This is a genomic window from Pseudoalteromonas sp. S2721 (assembly GCF_005887425.1).
Lineage (GTDB): Bacteria > Pseudomonadota > Gammaproteobacteria > Enterobacterales > Alteromonadaceae > Pseudoalteromonas > Pseudoalteromonas simplex.
On record NZ_PNCZ01000059.1, the window covers coordinates 1 to 21538 of the forward strand.

At 41.3% G+C, this 21538-nt stretch carries 19 protein-coding genes and 6 tRNA genes; 15 read left to right on the forward strand and 10 right to left on the reverse strand.

Annotated elements, in window-relative coordinates:
* Positions 1–442: 442 nt before the first annotated feature.
* From CWC02_RS17720 to uvrD, 4 genes are all read right to left on the reverse strand, one after another.
* Complete coding sequence (locus CWC02_RS17720) at positions 443–1291, reverse strand: CZB domain-containing protein (RefSeq protein WP_138619624.1); 849 nt, start codon at positions 1289–1291, stop codon at positions 443–445.
* Between the two features lie 72 nt (positions 1292–1363).
* Positions 1364–2485: an ABC transporter substrate-binding protein gene (locus CWC02_RS17725; RefSeq protein ID WP_138619625.1), complete on the reverse strand. Its 1122-nt coding sequence runs from the start codon at positions 2483–2485 to the stop codon at positions 1364–1366.
* Complete coding sequence (locus CWC02_RS17730) at positions 2448–4517, reverse strand: GNAT family N-acetyltransferase (protein WP_138619626.1); 2070 nt, start codon at positions 4515–4517, stop codon at positions 2448–2450. The genes CWC02_RS17725 and CWC02_RS17730 overlap by 38 nt, the downstream gene beginning before the upstream one ends.
* The gene (gene uvrD / locus CWC02_RS17735; RefSeq protein WP_054554879.1) at positions 4495–6660 is read right to left on the reverse strand and encodes a DNA helicase II; all 2166 of its coding nucleotides are present in this window, start codon (positions 6658–6660) and stop codon (positions 4495–4497) included. The genes CWC02_RS17730 and uvrD overlap by 23 nt, the downstream gene beginning before the upstream one ends.
* Positions 6661–6919: 259 nt before the next feature.
* On the opposite strand from uvrD, the gene CWC02_RS17740 reads away from it, so the two are divergent.
* Together CWC02_RS17740 and CWC02_RS17745 are read left to right on the forward strand one after the other, a co-directional pair.
* On the forward strand, positions 6920–7144 hold the full coding sequence (locus CWC02_RS17740) for a hypothetical protein (protein ID WP_054554878.1): 225 nt from the start codon (positions 6920–6922) through the stop codon (positions 7142–7144).
* Positions 7145–7266: 122 nt separating this feature from the next.
* A complete protein-coding gene (locus tag CWC02_RS17745; protein WP_138602657.1) occupies positions 7267–7635 on the forward strand; it encodes a YacL family protein in 369 nt (122 codons plus the stop codon).
* 32 nt (positions 7636–7667) lie between these two features.
* Here CWC02_RS17745 and CWC02_RS17750 read toward each other — a convergent pair whose 3' ends face one another.
* The gene (locus CWC02_RS17750) at positions 7668–8297 is read right to left on the reverse strand and encodes a peroxiredoxin-like family protein (protein WP_054554876.1); all 630 of its coding nucleotides are present in this window, start codon (positions 8295–8297) and stop codon (positions 7668–7670) included.
* A gap of 120 nt (positions 8298–8417) precedes the next feature.
* Here CWC02_RS17750 and CWC02_RS17755 point away from each other — a divergent pair, with 120 nt between their 5' ends.
* The gene (locus tag CWC02_RS17755; RefSeq protein ID WP_138619627.1) at positions 8418–9038 is read left to right on the forward strand and encodes a dUTP diphosphatase; all 621 of its coding nucleotides are present in this window, start codon (positions 8418–8420) and stop codon (positions 9036–9038) included.
* Here CWC02_RS17755 and yrfG read toward each other — a convergent pair whose 3' ends face one another.
* Positions 9039–9695 (reverse strand): GMP/IMP nucleotidase, encoded by a 657-nt coding sequence (gene yrfG, locus CWC02_RS17760; protein ID WP_054554874.1) that lies wholly within the window; start codon positions 9693–9695, stop codon positions 9039–9041.
* 61 nt (positions 9696–9756) lie between these two features.
* On the opposite strand from yrfG, the gene nudE reads away from it, so the two are divergent.
* The 4 genes from nudE to CWC02_RS17780 all read left to right on the forward strand — a co-directional run bounded on the left by nudE (position 9757) and on the right by CWC02_RS17780 (position 11576).
* Positions 9757–10329: an ADP compounds hydrolase NudE gene (nudE, locus tag CWC02_RS17765; protein WP_171037179.1), complete on the forward strand. Its 573-nt coding sequence runs from the start codon at positions 9757–9759 to the stop codon at positions 10327–10329.
* Positions 10322–11119, forward strand: coding sequence for a 3'(2'),5'-bisphosphate nucleotidase CysQ (cysQ, locus tag CWC02_RS17770; protein ID WP_054554872.1), 798 nt, complete (start codon positions 10322–10324; stop codon positions 11117–11119). The genes nudE and cysQ overlap by 8 nt, the downstream gene beginning before the upstream one ends.
* A 240-nt stretch (positions 11120–11359) precedes the next feature.
* Positions 11360–11436 (forward strand) — tRNA-Met (locus CWC02_RS17775).
* Between the two features lie 63 nt (positions 11437–11499).
* Positions 11500–11576: transfer RNA gene (locus CWC02_RS17780), tRNA-Met, on the forward strand.
* Between the two features lie 278 nt (positions 11577–11854).
* On the opposite strand, the gene CWC02_RS17785 is transcribed toward CWC02_RS17780, so the two are convergent.
* The 3 genes from CWC02_RS17785 to CWC02_RS17795 form a co-directional block, all read right to left on the reverse strand.
* Complete coding sequence (locus CWC02_RS17785; RefSeq protein ID WP_054554871.1) at positions 11855–14011, reverse strand: ATP-binding protein; 2157 nt, start codon at positions 14009–14011, stop codon at positions 11855–11857.
* A gap of 113 nt (positions 14012–14124) precedes the next feature.
* A complete protein-coding gene (locus CWC02_RS17790; RefSeq protein ID WP_054554870.1) occupies positions 14125–14781 on the reverse strand; it encodes a helix-turn-helix transcriptional regulator in 657 nt (218 codons plus the stop codon).
* 230 nt (positions 14782–15011) lie between these two features.
* Positions 15012–15383: a histidine triad nucleotide-binding protein gene (locus tag CWC02_RS17795; RefSeq protein ID WP_054554869.1), complete on the reverse strand. Its 372-nt coding sequence runs from the start codon at positions 15381–15383 to the stop codon at positions 15012–15014.
* Between the two features lie 105 nt (positions 15384–15488).
* On the opposite strand from CWC02_RS17795, the gene CWC02_RS17800 reads away from it, so the two are divergent.
* Positions 15489–16118, forward strand: a complete 630-nt coding sequence (locus tag CWC02_RS17800; RefSeq protein WP_138619628.1) for a DUF2057 domain-containing protein — start codon at positions 15489–15491, stop codon at positions 16116–16118.
* 52 nt (positions 16119–16170) lie between these two features.
* On the opposite strand, the gene CWC02_RS17805 is transcribed toward CWC02_RS17800, so the two are convergent.
* Positions 16171–18015, reverse strand: a complete 1845-nt coding sequence (locus tag CWC02_RS17805; RefSeq protein ID WP_138619629.1) for a M1 family metallopeptidase — start codon at positions 18013–18015, stop codon at positions 16171–16173.
* A 145-nt stretch (positions 18016–18160) separates the two neighbouring features.
* Here CWC02_RS17805 and murB point away from each other — a divergent pair, with 145 nt between their 5' ends.
* From murB to CWC02_RS17840, 7 genes are all read left to right on the forward strand, one after another.
* Entirely contained in the window at positions 18161–19171 is a 1011-nt protein-coding gene (murB, locus tag CWC02_RS17810; RefSeq protein ID WP_138619630.1) for a UDP-N-acetylmuramate dehydrogenase, read from the forward strand.
* On the forward strand, positions 19168–20160 hold the full coding sequence (birA, locus tag CWC02_RS17815) for a bifunctional biotin--[acetyl-CoA-carboxylase] ligase/biotin operon repressor BirA (RefSeq protein WP_138619631.1): 993 nt from the start codon (positions 19168–19170) through the stop codon (positions 20158–20160). Before murB ends, birA begins: the two co-directional genes overlap by 4 nt.
* Positions 20157–20855 carry a type III pantothenate kinase gene (locus tag CWC02_RS17820; protein WP_138619632.1) on the forward strand — a complete coding sequence of 233 codons (699 nt, stop codon included), beginning with the start codon at positions 20157–20159 and terminating at the stop codon, positions 20853–20855. Before birA ends, CWC02_RS17820 begins: the two co-directional genes overlap by 4 nt.
* Before the next feature lie 117 nt (positions 20856–20972).
* Positions 20973–21048, forward strand: a tRNA-Thr gene (locus CWC02_RS17825).
* A 40-nt stretch (positions 21049–21088) separates the two neighbouring features.
* Positions 21089–21173 (forward strand) — tRNA-Tyr (locus tag CWC02_RS17830).
* A gap of 44 nt (positions 21174–21217) precedes the next feature.
* Positions 21218–21292: transfer RNA gene (locus CWC02_RS17835), tRNA-Gly, on the forward strand.
* Between the two features lie 13 nt (positions 21293–21305).
* A tRNA-Thr gene (locus CWC02_RS17840) sits at positions 21306–21381 on the forward strand.
* The last annotated feature ends 157 nt before the right edge of the window (positions 21382–21538 follow it).

Consider the following 21538-nt stretch of genomic DNA (forward strand, 5'->3'; position numbering starts at 1 on the left):
GCGTTTTCGTTGGGTTGGGTCTTTTCGAGAAAGCGCTAAAAGCTGTTCAGATATGTTTGAATTCAATGTTATTAGCCGGTGATTTTATATAGCCTATATTAGATCAGATATTTAAGCGGAATGGTATTAGCAAGAGTAAAGTCGAACTGTTGGGTTGTTTAGTACAGAGCCTCCCTCAGCAATAACCCCGTAGGAGACACTTCAGTGCCGATTTCAGACCATAACAAACATATTCATGGCTAAAGCCATTCCTACAAGTAGACTTTGCCTAGAACCAGAGGATGACGCAGGACCAAACACCCACACCGCGCGGCTGATCGCTGACGGCTGAAAGCTGATAGCTCTGTGATGTGTTGGGTTTCGCTCCGCTCTACCCAACCTACGCCAGGCCTTTCAACTTTCCCCTCACTAACTTTACCCTTTCAAACTTGCTAACTAGCGGCTAAAAAAGCCCATACTCTTCGGTTTCTTCTGCTTCGTGGCGCATGAGGTGTTCTGGGCGGAAGATGGCGCTTGGGTCTAATAGTAAGCTGTGTTTATGCTTCATTTTAATTAGCCCGCGCATCATGTTTTTAGTTTGTGGGTCAACATCAAAACCAACAGAGGTAAGCTGCTCTAAAGGTTTGATATCTTCTTTCTTAACATTAATATTGTCTTCGACTTTATCGACCAGAAGCCCTATATGAGGTGTTACACCGTCTTTAGTTGTAAAAATGATGATTGGCTTGTAATCAAGGCTTATCTGCTCTCGGGCCGATTCAAACAACCGGTTTAGCTGATTAAGAGTTTGTCGTTTTTTTTCTTCAAATAAAATAATTACAGAATCTTTTGACTGTGTTTTCCGTACTTCTAGAAGTTCGCTAGCCATAACATGTAGTGCATGGTAGGGCTTTTCAAGTTTGGCAACAATGCTCTTAAGATCTTCATTATCAGTCTCGAAATCTTTGTACCAGCGACTAAATGAGGACTTACTTGGATCTAGCGAATTTGTGAAGGATGTTCCAGTAGATAGGTTGTTTTCTAATACATTAAGCCATTCTAAGTGCTCTTTTTCTCTTTCAACTAATAATTCTGAAAGCGCGGCATTTACTTCGTATGTTGACCTGTTATTTAAAACTACCCCCAAATCAAATATGGGGGTCGGCGTGTCCATATAATCTTTGACCCCGATAAAGCTCTTATTTTCATTGGGCAATGACGTTAAATTACCCTCATAACGTTCAGTTAGAAGAATATCAAGAATTTTTAATGAAATAGTCTTGTGCCCAACTCGGAAATTAATCAGATCCATATTTCCCTCAAAGCCTTGTAAAGTCTTTATAGCATAGAACATTATTATGTTTTTAGTGATGGATTTACAAAATTACTTTTTGAAATAGGAGCGGTAGATTTTTTTATTATTTCCAGCACTATGACTATTAAATAAATCAGCGAATTCAGATGTGTCAGTGAAGAGGTGAGTTAGCTCGGTCAGCAGACATTGATTGTTTAGTGGCGTTGGGCATCTTTGGGCAGCGCTAACCAATGCAACGGCATTCAAATAACCTTCAAATATAATTCTATTCGCACTCGTGTGATAAGGTTCGATATCTTCAATAAATTGCTTACACCAAGAGTTTTTACAGTTATTAGGGTCAGGTACTACTTCAGTGACCATAATGTTGGCGGGCTGTTTAACTCGCTGATATAAATCATGGCTCGAAACGAAAGACACCGAAGTATAGTCTGGGTTGAAGCTTTGTTTGTTTGCTGCATTAATGAATTCAGCGAGAGGCTCGTAGGTGCCGACTAAACAAATTGCGGTTGCTTTACTATCTTTTAGAAGCGCTAAAGCTTTTGAAATATCATCACTATTGCGCTTAAACCGAGCGACTTCTACAGGTTTAATACCATGTATTTTTAATTCATTAACAAGGTTGTTTTCTACCATATAGCCAAACTCATCGGCTTGGATCATCAAGCCAATTTTTTCATGCTTACGCTCTTTCACGAAATAATTAATTTGCTCTATGGCTTCATCTTGGTAGCTCGCACGAAGATTAAATACATTTGGCATTGAGCTATTATGTAAAAAATCAGCGCCTGTAAATGGCATTAGAAATGGAATGCGGTGCCTATCCAGAATAGGTTTAATTGCATGGGCTGTTGGTGTGCCCATAGAGCCAAAAATTGCATGGATCTTTTGATCAAATAAAAACTCGCGAGTATTCACTACGGTATTTTTTGGCTCATAACCATCATCAGCTAAAATCAGATCGATACTTTGCCCATTAATACCGTTTTCTTTGTTGATTTTATTAAAGTAAATATTACTGCCAAGCGCCAGTTGTTCGCCTATTTGCTTTGCGGGTCCAGTGAGCGCAGTGGACATCCCGAGTTTAATGGTAGGCTGTGCGTGTTCAGCTAAAGCTATCTGAGGTAGTAGCAAGGTACAAATACATAAACACTTAATGGCTGTGATTTTGAAGTGATTTATAGTGAGCATACCAACCTTGCACTGCGGTTTTGAACTGTGAGTCTAAGTCTTTTTTACCTGTAAAACCGGCTTCTTCGATTAAGCTATTTACAGAGGTTTGCTGTAATACTAGTCGAATAAGGATGAACTTTGTATGTTCATCTAATAAATTTAGACTAATTGGTGTGCTCCAAAGTATTTGCCATAGCAATGGCTGTACTTGGAAGAGGTTAATATCACCAGTTAACAGCCGCTCAGCTCTTGCATCTAAGGCAGAAGATAGATCACTTTTTGGTAAGCCTTTGAATAGCTCTGCAATAAGCTGCCAAGGAAGTGAGCTAAAGTGATCAAGGAGCTGCAAAGAGAGATCTTGCTTAAACTCTTCTATTAACAGTGCTGCGCTATCTGTCGTTTGCTTATCTAATGCTTTAACCACTAAGGCAGCATGTTCTGCCGTTGCTTTGTCATGACTAAATCCAAGCTTAACAACGTTGAAGCCATTACTTTGCCAAAACTTAATTAATGTCGCATTTGCGCCAAAGCTGGCACCAAAATAACTACAATTGCTTAATTGGCTTTCGCAGTGGTTTAACAGGGCTGAGCCTATACCTTGCTGATGACATTCAGGTGCAACAGCTATTCTCACGACTCTCGCTGAGTGTTTACACAAATCTTCTGTTTTTCGGCTTAATTGAGTCAGAGTTTGCGCCATTAAATGACCATGTGGCCGACGCTTTCCTCTTATAACCTGCTCTGCAATCTCAGGCGTTAAGCCACCCTCAATAGCAATTAAGCAAACGGCTTTTAATGCATTTTCTTGTTTGCAGATAAAAAGCTGTAACTCTGGGGCATCAAGCAAGTGGCGTAAGTCGTTTACCGTGGTTTGGTAATGAGCCAACGCCAATAGCGCCATAATTTGGCTAAGCAGCTGCTCATCATCAATGAGTTGCTCTTTGCTTATGTTTTCAAATTGGTAAGACTTACCACTCTGAGTTTCTAGGTACTTTGCATCGAGTAGTAATAGTTCGCGTAGGCTATTTTCGAGGGGGTCATACTTGGCAAAACGAATAGGTTCATCCAAAGTAATTGCCTTTAGCGATTTAAATTGGCTACGTAAGTAATGTAAAAAACGTAACGTGTAACCACGTCCATTTCCTTCATAACCAACCATAGTGCTGGCAAATACGATCCGTGGATAGCTTTTTAGGATCTGCAATAGCATAGGAACCGGAATCGCTGCTGCTTCGTCGACAAATAACAGATCGCAATCAGGTTTTGCATGTAGCAGTGTATCTGGCGCAATATAGCTAAGGTTAGCTAGTTGCTTACAGTTTTGCTCTTTGCTAACACCAAGCTCAGCGGCTAAATGCTTAAAGCTTGTTTGTACGGCTTTGGCTTGGGTGGCGCAAATTAGGATTCTTTTATCTTGAAGATTTGCTGCTGCAAGCCCTAAAGCGGCTGACTTACCACGACCTCGGTCTGCACTGATCACAAAAGGACGATTAGCGCGCCCTGTTGCGGTTTTAATAATTTGCTCAACACATGCTTGTTGTTGCTGATAATTTATCTCAGCAGTTGCTGGCGAAATAGATTGGTAAGCAGGAGGCGAGTGCTTAGTAAAATAATGTGGCTGCAATTTTAGCTTGGCGAAAAAGCGCTGATTAAAAAAGCTGTGTTTAATTTCTTCGCCATAAGAGGTGATACTTGTGAGTGCTGGGTCTTGCCACTTATCGTCATCGGGCAGCAATAATATCAGTACACCGCCTGCTTTTACGGTACCGGCAAGCGCGGCGAGTTTATCGGCATATAAACCGCTAAAACCATCAAAAATTGCGTGTTGAAACTCTTGACCAAGAATCTGGTGAGCATGTTTTGGGAACTCACTATTTGCTAATAATGAGCTGCTACTGAAAACATAGGTATTTTTTAGCGCTAATTGGTTTGCAAACTGATAGCACCAAGTTTCGCTGCCTTGCACAATGACAAGCTGGCGATGCTTTGCAATCACCAGCTCATTACATAGCGCTGTTATATACTCATTATAAGGCTTGAAGTCTTGCATACTGTGTTACAAGCCATTTGCTGCCTAGGTCATCAAAGTTCACTTGAATACGTGACTGTGCGCCGCTACCTTCGTAATTGAGTACGGTTCCTGCACCGAACTTAGCGTGTAATACGCGTTGCCCTAAGTTAAAGCCGCTATCTTCAAATGCGGCATGTGTTACTGATGGACTAAAACGACCTGCCGCAGGTGGCCTTGAAACCTGTGTTTTAATACGAATTTCTTCGATACAGTCTTCAGGCATTTCGCGTAAAAAGCGTGATGGGCTGTGGTATTTTTCTTGGCCGTATAAACGGCGACTTTCTGCGTGGCTAATGTATAGTTTTTCCATCGCGCGAGTCATACCAACATAGCAGAGGCGGCGTTCTTCTTCTAAGCGGCCAGACTCTTCATTACTTTGTTGTGATGGGAACATGCCCTCTTCAACACCCACCATGAATACCAGCGGGAATTCTAGGCCTTTTGCTGAGTGCAGTGTCATCATTTGCACCGCGTCTTCGTGCTCGTCAGCTTGACCTTCGCCAGATTCTAGAGAGGTATATGCCAAAAAGCCTTGCAGTGGTGAGCTGAACTCTTCATCTTCAGGGAGTTCGTATTGACCACAAGCACTAATAAGCTCTTCTAAGTTTTCTACGCGGGCACGGCCTTTTTCACCTTTTTCAGCTTGATACATTGCCATTAACCCCGAGCTTTGAATGGCGTATTTCGCTTGCTCTTCTAAGGTGAGATCGCTGATTTTATCTTCGATATGCTCAACAAGTTCTAAGAATTTAGTCACGGCACTTGCTGCACGGCCAGATAAGTGCTGCTGCTCGATAATAGCTTTAGCGGCATACCAAAGTGGCAATGACTCATTGCGCGCGCAATCACGAATGTGGCTTAGTGTTTTATCACCAATGCCGCGAGCAGGGGTGTTAATAACGCGCTCGAAAGCTGCATCATCTTGACGGTTACCAACTAAGCGTAAATACGAAAGTGCATCTTTGATCTCTTGGCGTTCGAAGAAGCGCATACCGCCGTAAATACGGTATTTTAAACCTTCTTGTAGCATTGCTTCTTCGAGTACACGAGATTGCGCATTGTTACGGTATAAAATCGCGGCGTCTTGTAATGCATTACCTGCATTTAGCCAGCTACGTAGTTTGCTGCTAACAAAGCGCGCTTCGTCTAATTCATTAAACGCAGCGTAAACTGAAATCGGCTCACCATCATTGCCGTCTGTCCACAGGCTTTTGCCCATGCGTTCAGCATTGTTTTTGATCAGCGCGTTTGAAGCTTTCAAAATTGTTGCCGTTGAACGGTAATTTTGTTCAAGGCGAATGGTTTCGGCTTCGAAGTCAGTTAAAAAGCGTTTGATATTCTCAATTTTTGCGCCACGCCAGCCATAGATACTTTGGTCATCATCACCTACGATCATAATACTGTTGGTGTTACCTGCGAGTAATTTTAACCAAGCGTACTGAATCGTATTGGTATCCTGGAACTCGTCTACCAGCATATGGGCAAAACGCTGTTGATAATGACGTAAAAGTGTTGGGTGGTTTTTAAGTACTTCGTAGCAGCGCAGCAGTATTTCTGCAAAGTCGACTAAACCTGCACGGTCACAAGCCTCTTGATATGCAGCATAGACTTTTAGCATCATTTGCTCATTAATATCGTAGGCTTGAATGTCTTTAGGTCGCAGACCTTCATCTTTTTTCGCGCTGATATACCAACCAAATTGTTTTGCTGGCCACTTTTTATCATCGATGTTCATCGCTTTAAGTAAGCGTTTGATCATACGTTGTTGATCGTCAGAATCTAAAATTTGAAAGCTTTCAGGCAAGTTCGCTTCACGGTGATGGGCGCGCAGAATACGATGAGATAAGCCGTGGAAAGTACCAATCCACATACCGCCAACAGGTGCTTTTAAGGTTTCTTCTACACGAGTGCGCATTTCTTTTGCGGCTTTATTTGTGAAGGTTACCGCAAAGATACTGTATGCAGAAGCTTGCTCAACTTGCATGAGCCACGCGATGCGATGAACAAGTACTCGAGTTTTACCAGAACCTGCACCTGCAAGTACTAGCATATTTTGCAATGGGGCTGCGACTGCATCCCGTTGTTTGTCATTTAAGCCATCGAGTAATTCAGAAACGTCCATCGTTACGCCTTTTCAATCTATAATGGGTGGAGTATAACAGGTGTTTATGCAAGGCTAAATAAAATACTGTTTTTATAAACAGCTATTTTGGCAAGTCATTAAAATTGAAGTATTAAAATTGTGAATTTGACCGATTTTTAGCAAAAAAAACTAAAATCAAAATAACGCTACTTTTTAACACTTTGATTTGTAAGCCATAATAAGTTGGCATAAAGTGTGTTTACTAAAAGTATAATCATTAAAAACTACAGAGGTTAGTATGGCAGAGCAAGGTTCTGGCGGTAATGTAATCGCAGCAATATGTAATATCTTTTTTCCTGGTTTAGGGCAATTGGTACAAGGCCGTTTAATGGCGGCTATTGCATTCTTTTTAGCATGGGTTATCAGTGGGGCACTAATTTACGTTGCAGTTGGCTTTATTCTACTGCCAATCGTATACCTATGGGCGATTATTGATGCTGCGCGCTTCAAATCGCGACTCTAGCTATTTTAAATAGCATAAACACGAGCGCCCCGTTGGCGCTCGTGCTGATTTAAGACTACAAAACTCGCCACGTTTAGCTGCAAACGGTATAATTAGCAGATAACGTATTAAGAGTACCCTCCATGGAATATCAATTTATCCGCGATCCTATTAGCGGTTTACGCATTAAAATCTCCTCTGAACATGCCGTCATAGGCCGTTGGCTAAACGAAGAAATCGGTAAAGAAAAAATCGCGATGGTACAAGCATTAATCTCCGCGGTTAAGAGCAGTCATGAGCCTTTAACCTTACAAGGTCAAGAAATTGATTTGATCTTAAGTAAAGACGAAGCGCTATTCGAAGCACATGCGTTACATCAAGACAACGAAGACTTAGTTGCCTACCAAGATGATGATTTAATGCTTGAAGAAGAAGGCTTGTGTAGTGGCTGTGGTTTTGAAGACTTTGTTGATTTAATTGAATCTTGGCAAGAATTTACACAAGGCCGATAAGCAGAAGCATATTCTGCTTATCGGTTGCTAATTTATTGCTCGCTCACTGATTTAACAGCCGCTAGTAATAAATCTTCTGTTAAGCGTACTTTGTAATTTGGGTTGGCGTATTGAAAATTAACTAACCCATTAGTGTCTATAACAAACACTGCAGGTACGGGTAACGCTACTTTCACTTCGCCCTCTAACGAGACAAAGTTAACCCCAAGTTTGTTGCGGTAAATCTTTGCTGTTTTGTCATCTAAGTAAAACGCTAAACCTAACTTTTGTGCCAACAAAAGGCTGTCGTCAGACAATAATTGATAGTTTGGTGAAGTAATTTTTGATTCAGCGAGCTTTTCAGGACTATCTGGCGAAACGGCAATTATCTGTGCTCCTAAATCCGCTAGCTCTTTCTCAATTTTTTGGACATTGGCCAATTGCTTTGAACAATATGGGCACCAGCCACCACGATAAACAATGAGCACAGTCGTTTTTTCTTTAAAACGCTCAGCGAGTGAGACGGTTTTACCGTATTGATCTTTTAACTCAATATTTGGCACTGCTAAGCCGGGTAATAATGGGCTAACTTGCTCTGCTGATTCGGCAATATTGGTTGCAGTCGCAGCAATAACTTGGCTTGATAGTACAAATAGTGCACTAATGAGTAGAGATTTAAACATGGGTTTCCTCGGTTATTTTTATCAACTGCAAAGCAGACCTGATCATATGTGTTTTTATTTCATCAATGACAAAATTATCTGTAGTATATACATAATTGAAAATGCAAGTTGGGATAAAGAATGTCTGCTAATTTACAAAAACTCGTTGTTATGCTCGAGATGCAAAATGCGATGAATACTAAAGTTCATGAGCAATGGTTTAGCCAAGGTTTTGAATGGTATCGTGCAATTTGGGTTGAGTGTGCTGAAATGCTTGACCACTACGGCTGGAAGTGGTGGAAAAAACAAACCCCAGATACAGAACAAGTTATTTTAGAGTTAGTTGATATTTTCCATTTTGGTTTATCTTTACGTATTGATGGTGAAACCAGCTATGAGCAGTTAGCTGCACAACTAGAAGCTGAGTTAAGTGCGCCAGTTCAGGCAGATGACTTTAAACAAACACTCGAAGTGTTAGCTGGGTCAGCAGTCGCTGAAAAGAGTTTTAATGCAGCCGCATTTGCAGGTTGTATGGCGCAAATTGGTATGGATATCGATGACTTATACCGTGGCTATGTTGGTAAAAATACCTTGAACTTCTTCCGCCAAGATCATGGCTACAAAGATGGTAGTTATATCAAAGTGTGGAATGGCCAAGAAGATAACGAGCACTTAGTTGAAGTGGTAAAAAGCCTAGATACAGAGCATGCAGATTTTGCAAAACTTGTATACCAAGGCTTAGAGCAGCGTTACCCGAAGTAATTATTTAACGGGTATAAACTCGCGAAAATCGATGGTCGATAAAAAGCCATCGAACTGTTTATGCGGTTGCTGACTATCAGGGTTGGCAACCGCAAGTATATGACCAATACCAAACTCTTTTGCCGCATCTAGCACGGCGGGGCTATCATCCACAAATAAAGTCCGTTCCTTATCAAACTGCCATTCTTGATGTACTTGTTGCCATAATGGTTGATGCTCTTTACTCACGCCATATTGGTGAGTTGAGATCACCCCATCTAAGTAATTATCGATAGCAGTGTGTTCAAACTTTAACATGGCACAATCTGGGTGCGCGTTAGTAAGCATGATCAATTGTTTGCCTGCTTTTCTAAGCTCAGTTAAGAACGGCGGAACATCTTCACGAATTCTGATTAAATGTTGAATGTCACGTTTCAGCGCCATAATTGGTAAATCAAGTTGCTGTTGCCAATAATCTAAACAGTACCAATTAATTTGTCCGTGAACTTGTTGATAACGATGCAAAATGTCAGCTTTTGCTGCGTCTAAGCTGATTTTATGTTTACGCGCATATTGCTCGGGAATAACGGTTAGCCAAAAGTAATTATCAAAATGCAAATCGAGTAGGGTGCCATCCATATCTAACAACACAGTATCGATTTTTGACCAATTTAACATAGGCAATTCACTTTAAAAGATTTATGATGAGCATAACTGCCATGATAGCAAATTAATGCCAATGACACAGAAAAAGCATCCTACACCACCGCAAATTTTGTCTAATGAAGTTGTCGCTAAAAGTCGACTATTTACTGTTGAGTCTCTCGAATTGAAGTTTTCAAATGATGAACAAAGGCAATACGAAAGAATTCGTGGCGGTGGCAGAGGTGCAGTGATGATAGTGCCAGTAACGGCCGATAACGAACTGTTATTAGTGCGAGAGTATTGTGCAGGCACCAATGATTATCAGTTGGGTTTTCCAAAGGGCTTAATTGACCCAGGCGAAACACCTCAGCAAGCTGCAGACCGGGAGCTTAAAGAAGAAGTTGGTTTTGGTGCTAAGCATTTCGCTGAACTAAAAAAAGTCAGCATGGCGCCAAGTTACTTTAATGCCACGATGCATATTTTGTATGCTGAAGATCTCTATCCTGAAACCTTACCTGGTGATGAGCCAGAACCGCTTGTCGTTGTAAAATGGCCAATAACTGATTGGCAATCATTATTGCAACAAGAAGACTTTACTGAAGCACGAAGTGTCGCAGCTTTGCTATTATTAACAAAGTACTTAGAGTCGGGAGCGGGCAATGAATGATTTTTTAGAACCGTGTATTCGGTTAGCTGAGCAAGCAGGCGATGCCATTATGGCCATTTATCAGCAGGATGATATTGGTGCTGAGCAAAAGTCAGATCATACTCCGGTCACCAAGGCTGACTTAGCATCAAATGATGTATTAATGGCGGGTTTGAAGAGCATAGCCCCCGACATTCCAATTATGTCAGAAGAAACCCCGATCCCAGCGCTGGCAGATAGAAAAGATTGGCATCGTTATTGGTTGCTTGATCCTATGGATGGTACCGGGGAGTTTATACTTGAAAGCGGTGATTTTGCCGTCAATATCGCTTTAGTTGAAAATAATCGCCCAGTGCTGGGTGTTATTCATTGGCCAGCGAAACAAGTGACTTATTTTGCAAGTTATCAAAATGGCGCATTTAAACGTGAAAATGGCCAAGATCAACAAATTTCAGTAGCAACACCCGATAATTTAACCTTAGCAGTAAGCCGCAGACAAAAAATTGAAGCGGTCAGTCAGTATTTAAACACTCAGTTTGCGACAGTAGCATTAGGCTCATGCTCATTAAAAGCCTGTATTATTGCAGAGGGTAAAGCTGATTGCTTTTTACGTATCGGACCAACTGGTGAGTGGGATACTGGTGCGTCACAAGTGATTGTCGAAGAGGCCGGTGGCTGCATTACCGATGCTGAATTCAATCCGTTAACTTACAATCAACGAGAAAGCACAGAAAACCCTGATTTTATCGTGATGGGTCACCCCGATTGGGAGTGGCAAAAAATGATTAGTCCTCATCAGCGTGCATTTTAACTTTGTTTTGTGTGCTTTTTGTTCGCTTGAGTTAAATTTGTCACTATAACCCTTGATTTCTAATCTTATTGCTATATGATAGCGCTCTCTCTGAAACAGGGCGTCGTTAACATGCTCATGTTACTTAGAGATTACAGGCGCGGGATAGAGCAGAATGATAAATCATTCGTCGGACTCGCTAATACCTGAAGTCGAAGGTTGTCGGTTTAAATCCGGCTTCTGGGACTCTAAACATACAGGCGCGGGATGGAGCAGCCTGGTAGCTCGTCGGGCTCATAACCCGAAGGTCGTCGGTTCAAATCCGGCTCCCGCAACCAATTTTTTGAATTGGAAGCCAAGTTGTTATGTAAAGCAACTTTAAATAAATCTACAATTTCAGGCGCGGGATGGAGCAGCCTGGTAGCTCGTCGGGCTCATAACCCGAAGGTCGTCGGTTCAAATCCGGCTCCCGCAACCAACTGAAATTGAAGATTAAAATTAAATGAGTTTGATAAGTAGGCACGCGAAAGCGTGTTTTTTTATGCCTGAAAAAGTAAGTCTTAAGTAATCATATCACAATCAGTTTGAAGCCGAATCGTGTTATTTGTAGGCTTTAGCCAAGGCGCTACTTTAGCGCCGAAAAACATTTCACGGCTAAAGTCGTTCCATGTTTTGATGTAGGCGTGAAATTTATTTCGCGCGTTATCTTTTGAATATTGCGCGATATAAAATCGCGCCTACAATGCTCGCTTACCGCTATGATAACTCACGCCTAGCATGCTTAAGGTAAGCTTGTAGACTTTCTTGCCAAAGTATTAGGGCTTCGGTTAATAGTTCTTTTAAGGGCTTGTTATCAAGTAACTTACGTTCGATGCGCTTCAGCTCTGTACCGTATCGATTAAATCCTAGCTGCAATGCTGTGCTTGCTTGACGGTGAATCAGTTTGATGCACTGCTCTTTATCATCATCTACAAGTTGTTGACAGCGAATGAGTTTATTTCTAGCAGATAAAACAAACTCATTGTAAATCGATGATACCTCATCCTCGCTGAATGAGCTTATCAATGTAGCAGCTGCCGTTTCATCGTAAAGTGTATCTCGTAATTCCACCGCGATACTCGCAGATTGGTTTGTTTGTGAATCGCTCAGAGCTTGACGTAATTTCTGCTGCTTTATTGGTTTGCCTACAATATCTTTTATACCTAGTGATAAATACTCTTTTATTTCATCTGGACTGAGGCTAGCGGTAAATGCTAATACTGGCGTGCGTTGATTTAAATGGTCGATATTTTTTAGCTTTTTTAAGACTTCTTGCCCTGTTAAATCAGGCAAATTCATATCGAGTAATACCACATCAAAGTGATGTTTTTGCATCAGTTCAATCGCGCTATTGCCATCTTTTGCAAGTTTTATCTTGTGCTCATCATCAGCCATAAATTCGATGGCAATTTTCTGATTTAAATCGAGATCTTCAACTAATAACACGTCTAGGCCAGTAACATAATCCTTTGATTGGTGACGCTGTTCAACTAAGCTAAGCTCACCAATAGCAAGTGAAATATCAAAGCTGAAAGTGCTGCCTTTTTTAAGCTCACTTTCTATGTTGAGTTTACTGCCTAACTTTTCGAGTAGCCGGCTGGTAATTGCTAAGCCAAGGCCTGTGCCTCCTTTCTCTTTACCTGCACTACTTTGCACGTATGGTTCAGTGAGGTAGGCTATTTCTTCATCTTCAATACCAGGGCCTGAGTCAATCACACTTACTCTAACTAGGTGGTCTAGTTGGCCTTCATTAAGAAGCTTCACATGAATCTTTACGGCTCCTTGGTCAGTAAACTTAATTGCGTTACCTACTAAGTTTATAATAACTTGCCTGAGTTTTTGTTGGTCGCAGTAATAACATGCCTGTTCTGGCAAATCATATATCAACTCAAACTTTAAGTGTTTTTGTTCTGCTAGGGGGCTGAGAAGTAGGCAAAGATTATTTAGCCAAGTTTTAAACTCAACATCCTCTTCATAAAGTGCTTCATCTCGTTGATCTAAGCTGGCGTAGTCGAGAACTTTATCTACTAATAAATTTAATGATTCAGCGGAGTTAATAATTGCTTCGCAATAAGGTTTATCACGGGGGTCACTCGATTGGTTCATGATCAACTGTGCACTACCTAAAATACCGTTTAACGGTGTGCGAATTTCATGACTAATAGTTGATAAGAACAAACCTCTTATTTCTAAATCTTTATGGGCTTTTTCGGTGAGTTGATTAAGGTTTTGCTCACGCCTTTCATTACATAGTAGTGCCATGCCTGTAGCATAGAACATTGGAGCTATTACGCCATTAATAAATAAAGTGAAACTAAACCAGTCTGCAGATAATAGGTTGGCGGTTGTAATATCTCCCATCATTAAAGTACGGCCAGTAAACACCGCTAGGATAATGCTGAGAATTAAAATATAAACAATACTGCCATTAGGGTAACTTTTACGGCCATTACGAATAAACAAAGCCAGTAAAAACAATGATTCAACAATATGTTGAAGGTCAGAAACCAATATTCGGCTGCGTAACTCTGCGCTGTCAGTAGCAAGGTAAATCATAGTGATAGCTAAAGCGACTGTGATCGAAACAAAGGTTTTAAAGCCAACGCATTTGGCATTCAAAAACTGACAAATTGCGAGTACATGGATGATTGAGGCACTAAACAGTAGAGTATTTGCAATGGCAACACTGGCAAGGTTATTAATATGGCCATGTAGTGCAAAACTCATTACTGATGCAAACATCACAAGTGGATAAAAAATATAGAGTAAGGTGCCCGGAGTCTTATTGTTGGTTCGCCAAGTAAGGTAATTAAGAAGGGTCATTACTGCCATCATGGCAGCGCTGGCGTAATATAAAGTAGCTGAGTCGAGCATTGTATTTCCAGTGTTTGGCAATCAGTTTGAGCATAAAGTCAATTACAGTGATTAGCAACCAGAAACAAAAACAGACGCAGTAGCGTCTGTTTTTAACAAGTAGGGTATTTCGTTTAACGAATTTCGTCAGGAATGTTTTGCTGAGCCCAAGATAGTAACTCAATACGATTACGACACTTAGTTTTTCTAAATGCACTGTATAAGTGAGTTTTCACTGTATGCGGACTAATACTTAAATCTTCAGCTATTTCTTTGTTTTTCGAACCTTTACTCATTAATGAAATAATAGCTTTTTCACGTTTGGTAAGCTTAACTGGTTCGATATCACCGTCTGTTAATTTATGTAGTGCGTCTTTGTTAAACTGCAACATACGGTTAAGTGCATTACACATAATATCACGACGGTACCAGAGTTGGTCTTCAAGTAACAAACGAATGCCTTTCATTAGCACATCGGCGTTATCCGTGGTGTAAAATACACCTCTTATGCCACTTAGAAGAGCGCGATTAGCTAGTTCTGGGTTTTCATCTAGATTAAATAAAACAATATCGCATTTAATTCGTAGATTAACTAATTGCTCCTTTAGTTTTCCCCACGGATCTGTACTTGACGTTTCAATGAATAGCAATCGTGTGCCTTCAGGTACTTCAGAAATATCAGTACCAGTTGTCACAGTAAGTCCTTGTGTTTTTAACAATGGTTCTAATACATTTACACCAATCGTGTTAATCGGTTCTGGATCTAATAATAAAAAGGCTGAACTACTCATATTTATTCACTCTTGAAAAAAGTTGACAATTGCATCCTATCACGCAATCCACCCCTTTCGTATTAGAAATTTCTGAGACTTGTGCAGGAAAAGTACAGTTTGTGTCTATTTTGTGTCAAAAAATACAGCTAGTTAACTAATTGCAATACATTAACTAGCTGATCTGTCACTATTATAGACAAAAACAGTATCTTTGTTCTACCTTTTACATATTTTTACATACTAAAATATTAGAGATTGGTTTTTTTCTTGTCTTGATACGGAGGCCAGCCCATTGTTTTACCTGCCAGCATATGTAGGTGTATATGGTACACAGTTTGTCCGCCATGGTCATTACAGTTCATTACGACGCGAAAACCGTCTTCACTAAAGCCAAACTGTTTGGCAAGTTTGGCAGCAACCACATATAAATGACCGACTAAAGATGCATTTTCTTCTGTAACATCATTAATCGTCGCTATTGGTGTTTTTGGGATGATCAGCACATGAAAAGGGGCTTGTGGGTTAATATCTTTAAAAGCTAAAGACAACTCGTCTTCATATACAATATCAGCAGGGATCTCTCGGTTAATAATCTTTGTAAAAATAGTCTCTTGGCTCATACTTAGCTCTCTTATAAATGTGGTTAAATGACCGCCCACTAATGACAAACTTTATTTGCAGTGTCAAACTGAAACTGCCGTAAATTGAACAACCAAGGAGTGAACATGCGTAAGTTAGTATTACTGAGTAGTGCGTTAATGCTATTAAATAGTTTAAGTAGTGTCGCTGAGACTATTCACTTTCCAGAAGAGTTTGTACCTTTACAAGTCGGAGAGCGACTTATTGAGCAGTCGTTTTTCAGTCGTGTTGACGATGTTGAACTTGCTCCTGGTACTTACCAAGTGAAGATGAAATATACCGATCTTTACGAGCAAGGTTATGATGACCACCAAGTTGTTGAGTCAGAGCCATTCTGGGTTGAGCTCACAGTAGAGAGCGGCAAAGACTATGACCTAGTGTTTAATCGTGCCAGTAATGCTGTTGCGGCAGAAGTGTTTGCTGAATCACCGCAAGTAAGCTTAAAAGCCAAGGGCAGTGAACTTGCTGTGCCACTCTCGATAGTTAGCTATCGTGCATCTAGCACGCCTGCACAAGCTGTAGCCAGTGCCCCAGTTGCTGCTACAAGTACAAGCAACAAGCCTGCGACTGCTGTCCCTGTCACATTGCCTGCAAAAGTACCCGGCGGACAAGCGGGTTTGAAAAATATGCCAAGTGCGGCTGCGATGCTTGAGTTTTGGTGGCAACAAGCAAGCCCAGAAGAGCGCCGTGCGTTCTTACAAAAAGTAAGTAACTAATAAAATAATTAAAAAAGGCGCTGATTGCAGCGCCTTTTTTGTGTTTGATGACTTACTTTGCAAATAAGTCGTCAACAGTACCTTGTGCAAGCGGGTGGTAACCCGGACGTGCTTTTAAGTACACATCATGCGCCCAGTCTTTTTTACCGTTTTTAATAAGTGCTTTATAGAGTGGCACAATTAATTTACGACGACCGATGCCTGATAGGTGTTCATCAAGCGCTGGGTAAATTGGTTGATAACCATTACCTACCGCTAGCATAAACCATGTGAAAGCACGCTCTGCATTAGTTGACTGTGTTAGGTTGAATTGGTTATCAAGCTCAGTCATTTTTTCGATGCTTAAATCGCGAGGTAGGTTATTCAAAAAGTGTAGCCACTCGTGAACTGACCAATCCGCTGTTGGCAATTGGGCTGCGCTAATTTCGCCGTTTAACCATGTTTTGGTTACAGCATCAACTTTATCGAAGGCATCAGACGTTGGGTTAGGGGCATCGCTTGGTAAACCAGGCTCAAAGATCCACTCATTAACTTTATCCATGCTCACAACGCCTGGGTATTTGTCGATCAAGTTAGCTTTTAAGTAAGTAACAAATTGCGCTGTTGTAAGCGACTTAAACGCAAATTGGTCAAAGTAACCCTTTACGAATGGGTCGAACTTATCACGGCCAAATTTGTTTTCTAAATAAATTAAGAAAAGCTGACCTTTAGTGTAAGGCACCGAGCTAAATGCATCATCAGGATCGCGGCCATTAAGTTTTAAGTTAAGACGCGTATCTGGTGCTGGTAGAGTTTTAAGTAATGCACGTAAGCCTGCTGCATCAAGCGCTTGTTCCATAACTGCACGGTCACGACCAAACACTTCTTCCATAATGCGGTTTTCAACGTAAGACGTGAAACCTTCGTTTAGCCATAAGTCTTCCCACGTCGCATTGGTTACTAAGTTACCAGACCAAGAGTGAGCAAGTTCGTGAGCAATTAGGTTTACTAAGCTTTTATCGCCAGCAACAACCGTTGGTGTTATGAATGATAAACGAGGGTTTTCCATGCCACCAAATGGGAAGCTTGGCGGTAGCATTAATAAGTCATAACGACCCCATGCGTATTCTCCGTACATCGCGTTAGTTTTATCGATCATCGCTTGCGTGTCGTTAAACTCAGCAACTGATGCATCTAAAATTGTTGGCTCAGCAAAGATACCCGTTTGCTTAGACATGGCTTTAAATTCTAAATTACCTGCACCAATTGCGATTAAGTATGGCGAAATTGGTTGTGGCATATTAAATAGATAATCGCCGTCCTTATAAAGTGCATCTTTGTTATCAGCACTCATTACCGCACGAATGTCTTTAGGAGTGTGAATACGTGCCGAGTAGGTTACGCGCATTGCTGGCGTATCTTGTACTGGGATCCAACTACGAGCATGAATTGCTTGTGATTGGCTGTACATAAATGGGTGTGATTTACTGGCTGTTTGCTCTGGCGTTAACCACTGTAAACCTGAAGCTTCTGGGCGGCTGTTGTAATAAATACGTGCTTTAACCGCTTGGCTTTTAAATTTAATTGTTAATTTTGAGCCCTTTACGTCATCACGTGCAGCAAGGGTGAAGTCAGCTTTGTGCCAGCTGCCTTTTTGATCTTGATACATTACTTTGTCGATATCTAAATCGCGTGTATCAAGTACCAGTGTTTTGCTTGTTGCGTTGTGCCAATCTAGCGTGTGCTCAACAAAACCTTCTAGTTGTTTGTCATCAAAATCAACATCTAAATCTAGTAGTAGGTGAGTGGTTGTTACGTCATCTAAGTTTGCGTAAGTGTGCTGGCTGATTGCATCTGCAGTTGCTTGAGAGCAAGCACCGGCCATAGCAAGACTTAAAAGTAATGGTTTAAACTTCATAATAACCCTGGAACGGAAATGAAAAAGAGCCCGTTTTATAACATGATTAGTGCAGTGGGTTGAGTGATTTTTACAATCTAATGCGTATTTTGCGACGATAGGTTACACTAATGCGATTAGTTACCTGTAACCTTTGAGGCGTTTTGTGGCTCAGTCCCTGCAATCTTTTCATACCTTTTCTTTGCCAAGCCAATGCCAGCATTTTTATCAAATTGATGAAGTGAATCAGCTTTTAAGCACAGACTTTTCTGCGCCGTTTTGTATTTTAGGTGAAGGCAGTAATACGGTGTTTTTATCTGACTACCAAGGTTCTGTGATCCACATGAATACGAAGGGCATCGACATAGAGCAGCAAAACGATGGCTTTTTATTACACATTGCAGCCGGAGAAAACTGGCACCAATTAGTTGCTATGACTATTGCTAATGACATGCCTGGGCTTGAAAACCTTGCTTTAATACCTGGGACTGTTGGTGCTGCACCAGTGCAAAATATAGGTGCTTACGGTGTAGAACTTGAAAAGTTTGTGAGTTATGTCGACTACTTTGATATTGCAACCAAAACCATAAAGCGCTTAACTAAAGGCGAATGCCAATTTGGCTATCGTGAGTCTATCTTCAAGCATACACTGAAGAACAAAGCTGTAATCACCCAAGTAGGGTTGCTGTTACCTAAAAAATGGCAGCCAGTTCTGAGTTATGGACCATTGCAACAGCTTTCAGAACCCTCTCCACAGCAGGTATTTGAGCAAATCATCACAACCAGAAACAGTAAACTACCAAACCCCAGTGAACTTGCGAATGCAGGCAGTTTTTTCAAAAACCCAGTGATCAGGAATGAGCAACTTGCGTTACTTTTAAAAAGCTACCCAGAGCTACCTCATTACTTTGTGGATGCTGAGCATCATAAAGTCGCAGCAGGGTGGTTGATTGAGCAAGCTGGGTTAAAAGGTTTTAAGGTCGCCGGTATTGAAGTGCATCAGCAGCAAGCGTTAGTGCTAGTAAACCATGGTAATAGTAAAGGTGATGACTTAATTGCCATGGTAAAGCATGTACAACAACAGATTTGGCATAAATATCAGATTGCTTTACAGCATGAAGTACGCCTGATCAATGCTGAACATGAATGCCACATTGAATTGGGAGCTTCATCATGAAAGCGCCAGATGGAAATAAGCTCGCTATTTTACAAGCTTTAAATACCGGTGGTTTTATTTCTGGTCAGCAATTGGGCGAGCAGCTCGGTATTAGCCGTGCAGCAGTGGGTAAACATATTCATTCTTTGCAGGAGATGGGGCTCGATATATTTAAGGTTACGGGTAAAGGGTATTGCCTAAATAATAGTGCAGGCTTACTGAACAAAGATAAAATCGGTCGGCATTATAATGAATTAGGTGGCAGCACCGCTAATGTTGAAGTGCAGCCTATTATTGACTCAACCAACAGTGAGTTAATGCGCCGTTTGCAAACAGAAGTATCACTGCCATCTGGAAGCGTATTAGTTGCAGAAATGCAGCAAACGGGAAGAGGGCGCCGTGGGCGCGTTTGGCAATCTCCATTTGGCGCAAACTTATACTTTAGTTACTTTTGGCGTTTGGATGATGGTTTGCAAGCTGCTATGGGGGTATCTATTGCTGTTGGGCTTGCTGTTTACGATACGCTTAAAGCCTTATATCAATTGGATGTAGAGCTTAAGTGGCCAAACGATATCTACTTAAACCGTGAAAAATTAGCGGGTGTATTAGTTGAGCTTGATGGTCAGCCGCAGGGGCCTTGCCAGCTTGTAATAGGTATAGGTATCAATTTACATATGCCAGAAAGTGTTAGCCAACACATAGATCAAGCATGGACTGATTTAAGCCAGCATGTACAGGGATTAGATAAAAACAAGCTGGTGGCCTATTTGTGCTTTTATTTAGAAAAACGCTTAGCTCAGTATCAGCAATCAGGTTTAAACGATATGTATCTACAGTGGAATCAATTAAATGCATTTGCTGGTGAGTGTGTTGAGCTCAATACGGGTCATCGTAGCTGGCGTGGTATTTGTGAAGGAATTGATAACCAAGGTGGCGTGCGTATTCGCCAAGACGGCGAAGTGAAAAGTTATTATGGTGGTGAAATTTCATTACGTAAGGCTGAGCTATGAAATTATTAGTGGATGTTGGCAATACCGCAATTAAAGCCGTTTTGTTTGATGGTAAGGATTACCAAACCTGTGAACTCAGCAATTTACCTTGGTCACAAATAACAGAGCTGGTCTATGCGTGCGTGGGTAACACCGAGCTACTTAAACCGTTATTAGCACAGGCGCAGCAATATGCCGTTCCTTACTTTGGAGCAGAGGTGACCGCTAAACTCGCTACGTTAACCTGTGCTTATCAGCAGTTTCAAAACCTAGGAATTGATCGCTGGCTCGCGGTGATCGCTGCGTATGTAGAATATCCCGAGCAAAACTGCATTATTATCGATGCCGGTACAGCAACGACAATTGATGTGCTTAATGAAGAAGGTGCGCATCTAGGTGGTTGGATCTTACCTGGCCTTGATTTAATGACCTCTTCACTTACCCAAAATACGCAACGTGTGTTTGATGATGAGCAAATCCCATTTACGACTGAGTTAGGGCGTAATACGCCAAATGGCCTAAAAAATGGTGCCATGGTTGCTACTCTAGGCGCAATCGAGCAAGCAAAACAACATCTTAACCAACAGGGGTGTCAGTTATTATTTGCTGGTGGTTATGGCAAATTGTTAGCAGATACATATATAGATGCTAAGTTTGACAGCTTGCTCGTGTTTAAAGGACTGAATTATTGGCGTGAATTAGCTATAAAGCAGTAAAAATACGGGGATTTGCCTGAATAGTGAGCGTTTAACACATAAATTCACATTTTTTTTAATTTTATGGTTGCATCACAATAAACCTTACCTTAGAATCTCGCCCCGTACTAAAGCAGTGCCGACTTAGCTCAGTTGGTAGAGCAACTGACTTGTAATCAGTAGGTCATCCGTTCAACTCGGATAGTCGGCACCACTTTCCTTTTACCGGAAGTGACTTAGTAAAGAATTTTCGTGGAGGGGTTCCCGAGCGGCCAAAGGGATCAGACTGTAAATCTGACGGCTCAGCCTTCGCTGGTTCGAATCCAGCTCCCTCCACCACTTTATTCTTGACGGTTAGAGGTAGTTTAAGAACAGGTTCCTATGCGGGCATCGTATAATGGCTATTACCTCAGCCTTCCAAGCTGATGATGCGGGTTCGATTCCCGCTGCCCGCTCCAGACTTCTGGTGTTGCTGATATAGCTCAGTTGGTAGAGCGCACCCTTGGTAAGGGTGAGGTCGGCAGTTCAAATCTGCCTATCAGCACCAGTATCGAGAACTCATCTTAATTTCTTCCTTTATCTGTCAGAAAAAACTATTTGAAATTTGAAAAAATTAAATTAATCTACCCTCGGTGGATTATTTTCATATGTAATCTAGATACACAAAACTGATAGGTTCCGTCATGGCAAAAGAAAAGTTTGAA

Bases quoted from the DNA above. Each gene is read 5' to 3' on its own strand.
- CWC02_RS17720 (WP_138619624.1), bottom strand. From the start codon at position 1,291: ATGGATCTGATTAATTTCCGAGTTGGGCACAAGACTATTTCATTAAAA.
- CWC02_RS17725 (WP_138619625.1), bottom strand. From the start codon at position 2,485: ATGCTCACTATAAATCACTTCAAAATCACAGCCATTAAGTGTTTATGT.
- CWC02_RS17730 (WP_138619626.1), bottom strand. From the start codon at position 4,517: ATGCAAGACTTCAAGCCTTATAATGAGTATATAACAGCGCTATGTAAT.
- uvrD (WP_054554879.1), bottom strand. From the start codon at position 6,660: ATGGACGTTTCTGAATTACTCGATGGCTTAAATGACAAACAACGGGAT.
- CWC02_RS17740 (WP_054554878.1), top strand. From the start codon at position 6,920: ATGGCAGAGCAAGGTTCTGGCGGTAATGTAATCGCAGCAATATGTAAT.
- CWC02_RS17745 (WP_138602657.1), top strand. From the start codon at position 7,267: ATGGAATATCAATTTATCCGCGATCCTATTAGCGGTTTACGCATTAAA.
- CWC02_RS17750 (WP_054554876.1), bottom strand. From the start codon at position 8,297: ATGTTTAAATCTCTACTCATTAGTGCACTATTTGTACTATCAAGCCAA.
- CWC02_RS17755 (WP_138619627.1), top strand. From the start codon at position 8,418: ATGTCTGCTAATTTACAAAAACTCGTTGTTATGCTCGAGATGCAAAAT.
- yrfG (WP_054554874.1), bottom strand. From the start codon at position 9,695: ATGTTAAATTGGTCAAAAATCGATACTGTGTTGTTAGATATGGATGGC.
- nudE (WP_171037179.1), top strand. From the start codon at position 9,757: ATGACACAGAAAAAGCATCCTACACCACCGCAAATTTTGTCTAATGAA.
- cysQ (WP_054554872.1), top strand. From the start codon at position 10,322: ATGAATGATTTTTTAGAACCGTGTATTCGGTTAGCTGAGCAAGCAGGC.
- CWC02_RS17785 (WP_054554871.1), bottom strand. From the start codon at position 14,011: ATGCTCGACTCAGCTACTTTATATTACGCCAGCGCTGCCATGATGGCA.
- CWC02_RS17790 (WP_054554870.1), bottom strand. From the start codon at position 14,781: ATGAGTAGTTCAGCCTTTTTATTATTAGATCCAGAACCGATTAACACG.
- CWC02_RS17795 (WP_054554869.1), bottom strand. From the start codon at position 15,383: ATGAGCCAAGAGACTATTTTTACAAAGATTATTAACCGAGAGATCCCT.
- CWC02_RS17800 (WP_138619628.1), top strand. From the start codon at position 15,489: ATGCGTAAGTTAGTATTACTGAGTAGTGCGTTAATGCTATTAAATAGT.
- CWC02_RS17805 (WP_138619629.1), bottom strand. From the start codon at position 18,015: ATGAAGTTTAAACCATTACTTTTAAGTCTTGCTATGGCCGGTGCTTGC.
- birA (WP_138619631.1), top strand. From the start codon at position 19,168: ATGAAAGCGCCAGATGGAAATAAGCTCGCTATTTTACAAGCTTTAAAT.
- CWC02_RS17820 (WP_138619632.1), top strand. From the start codon at position 20,157: ATGAAATTATTAGTGGATGTTGGCAATACCGCAATTAAAGCCGTTTTG.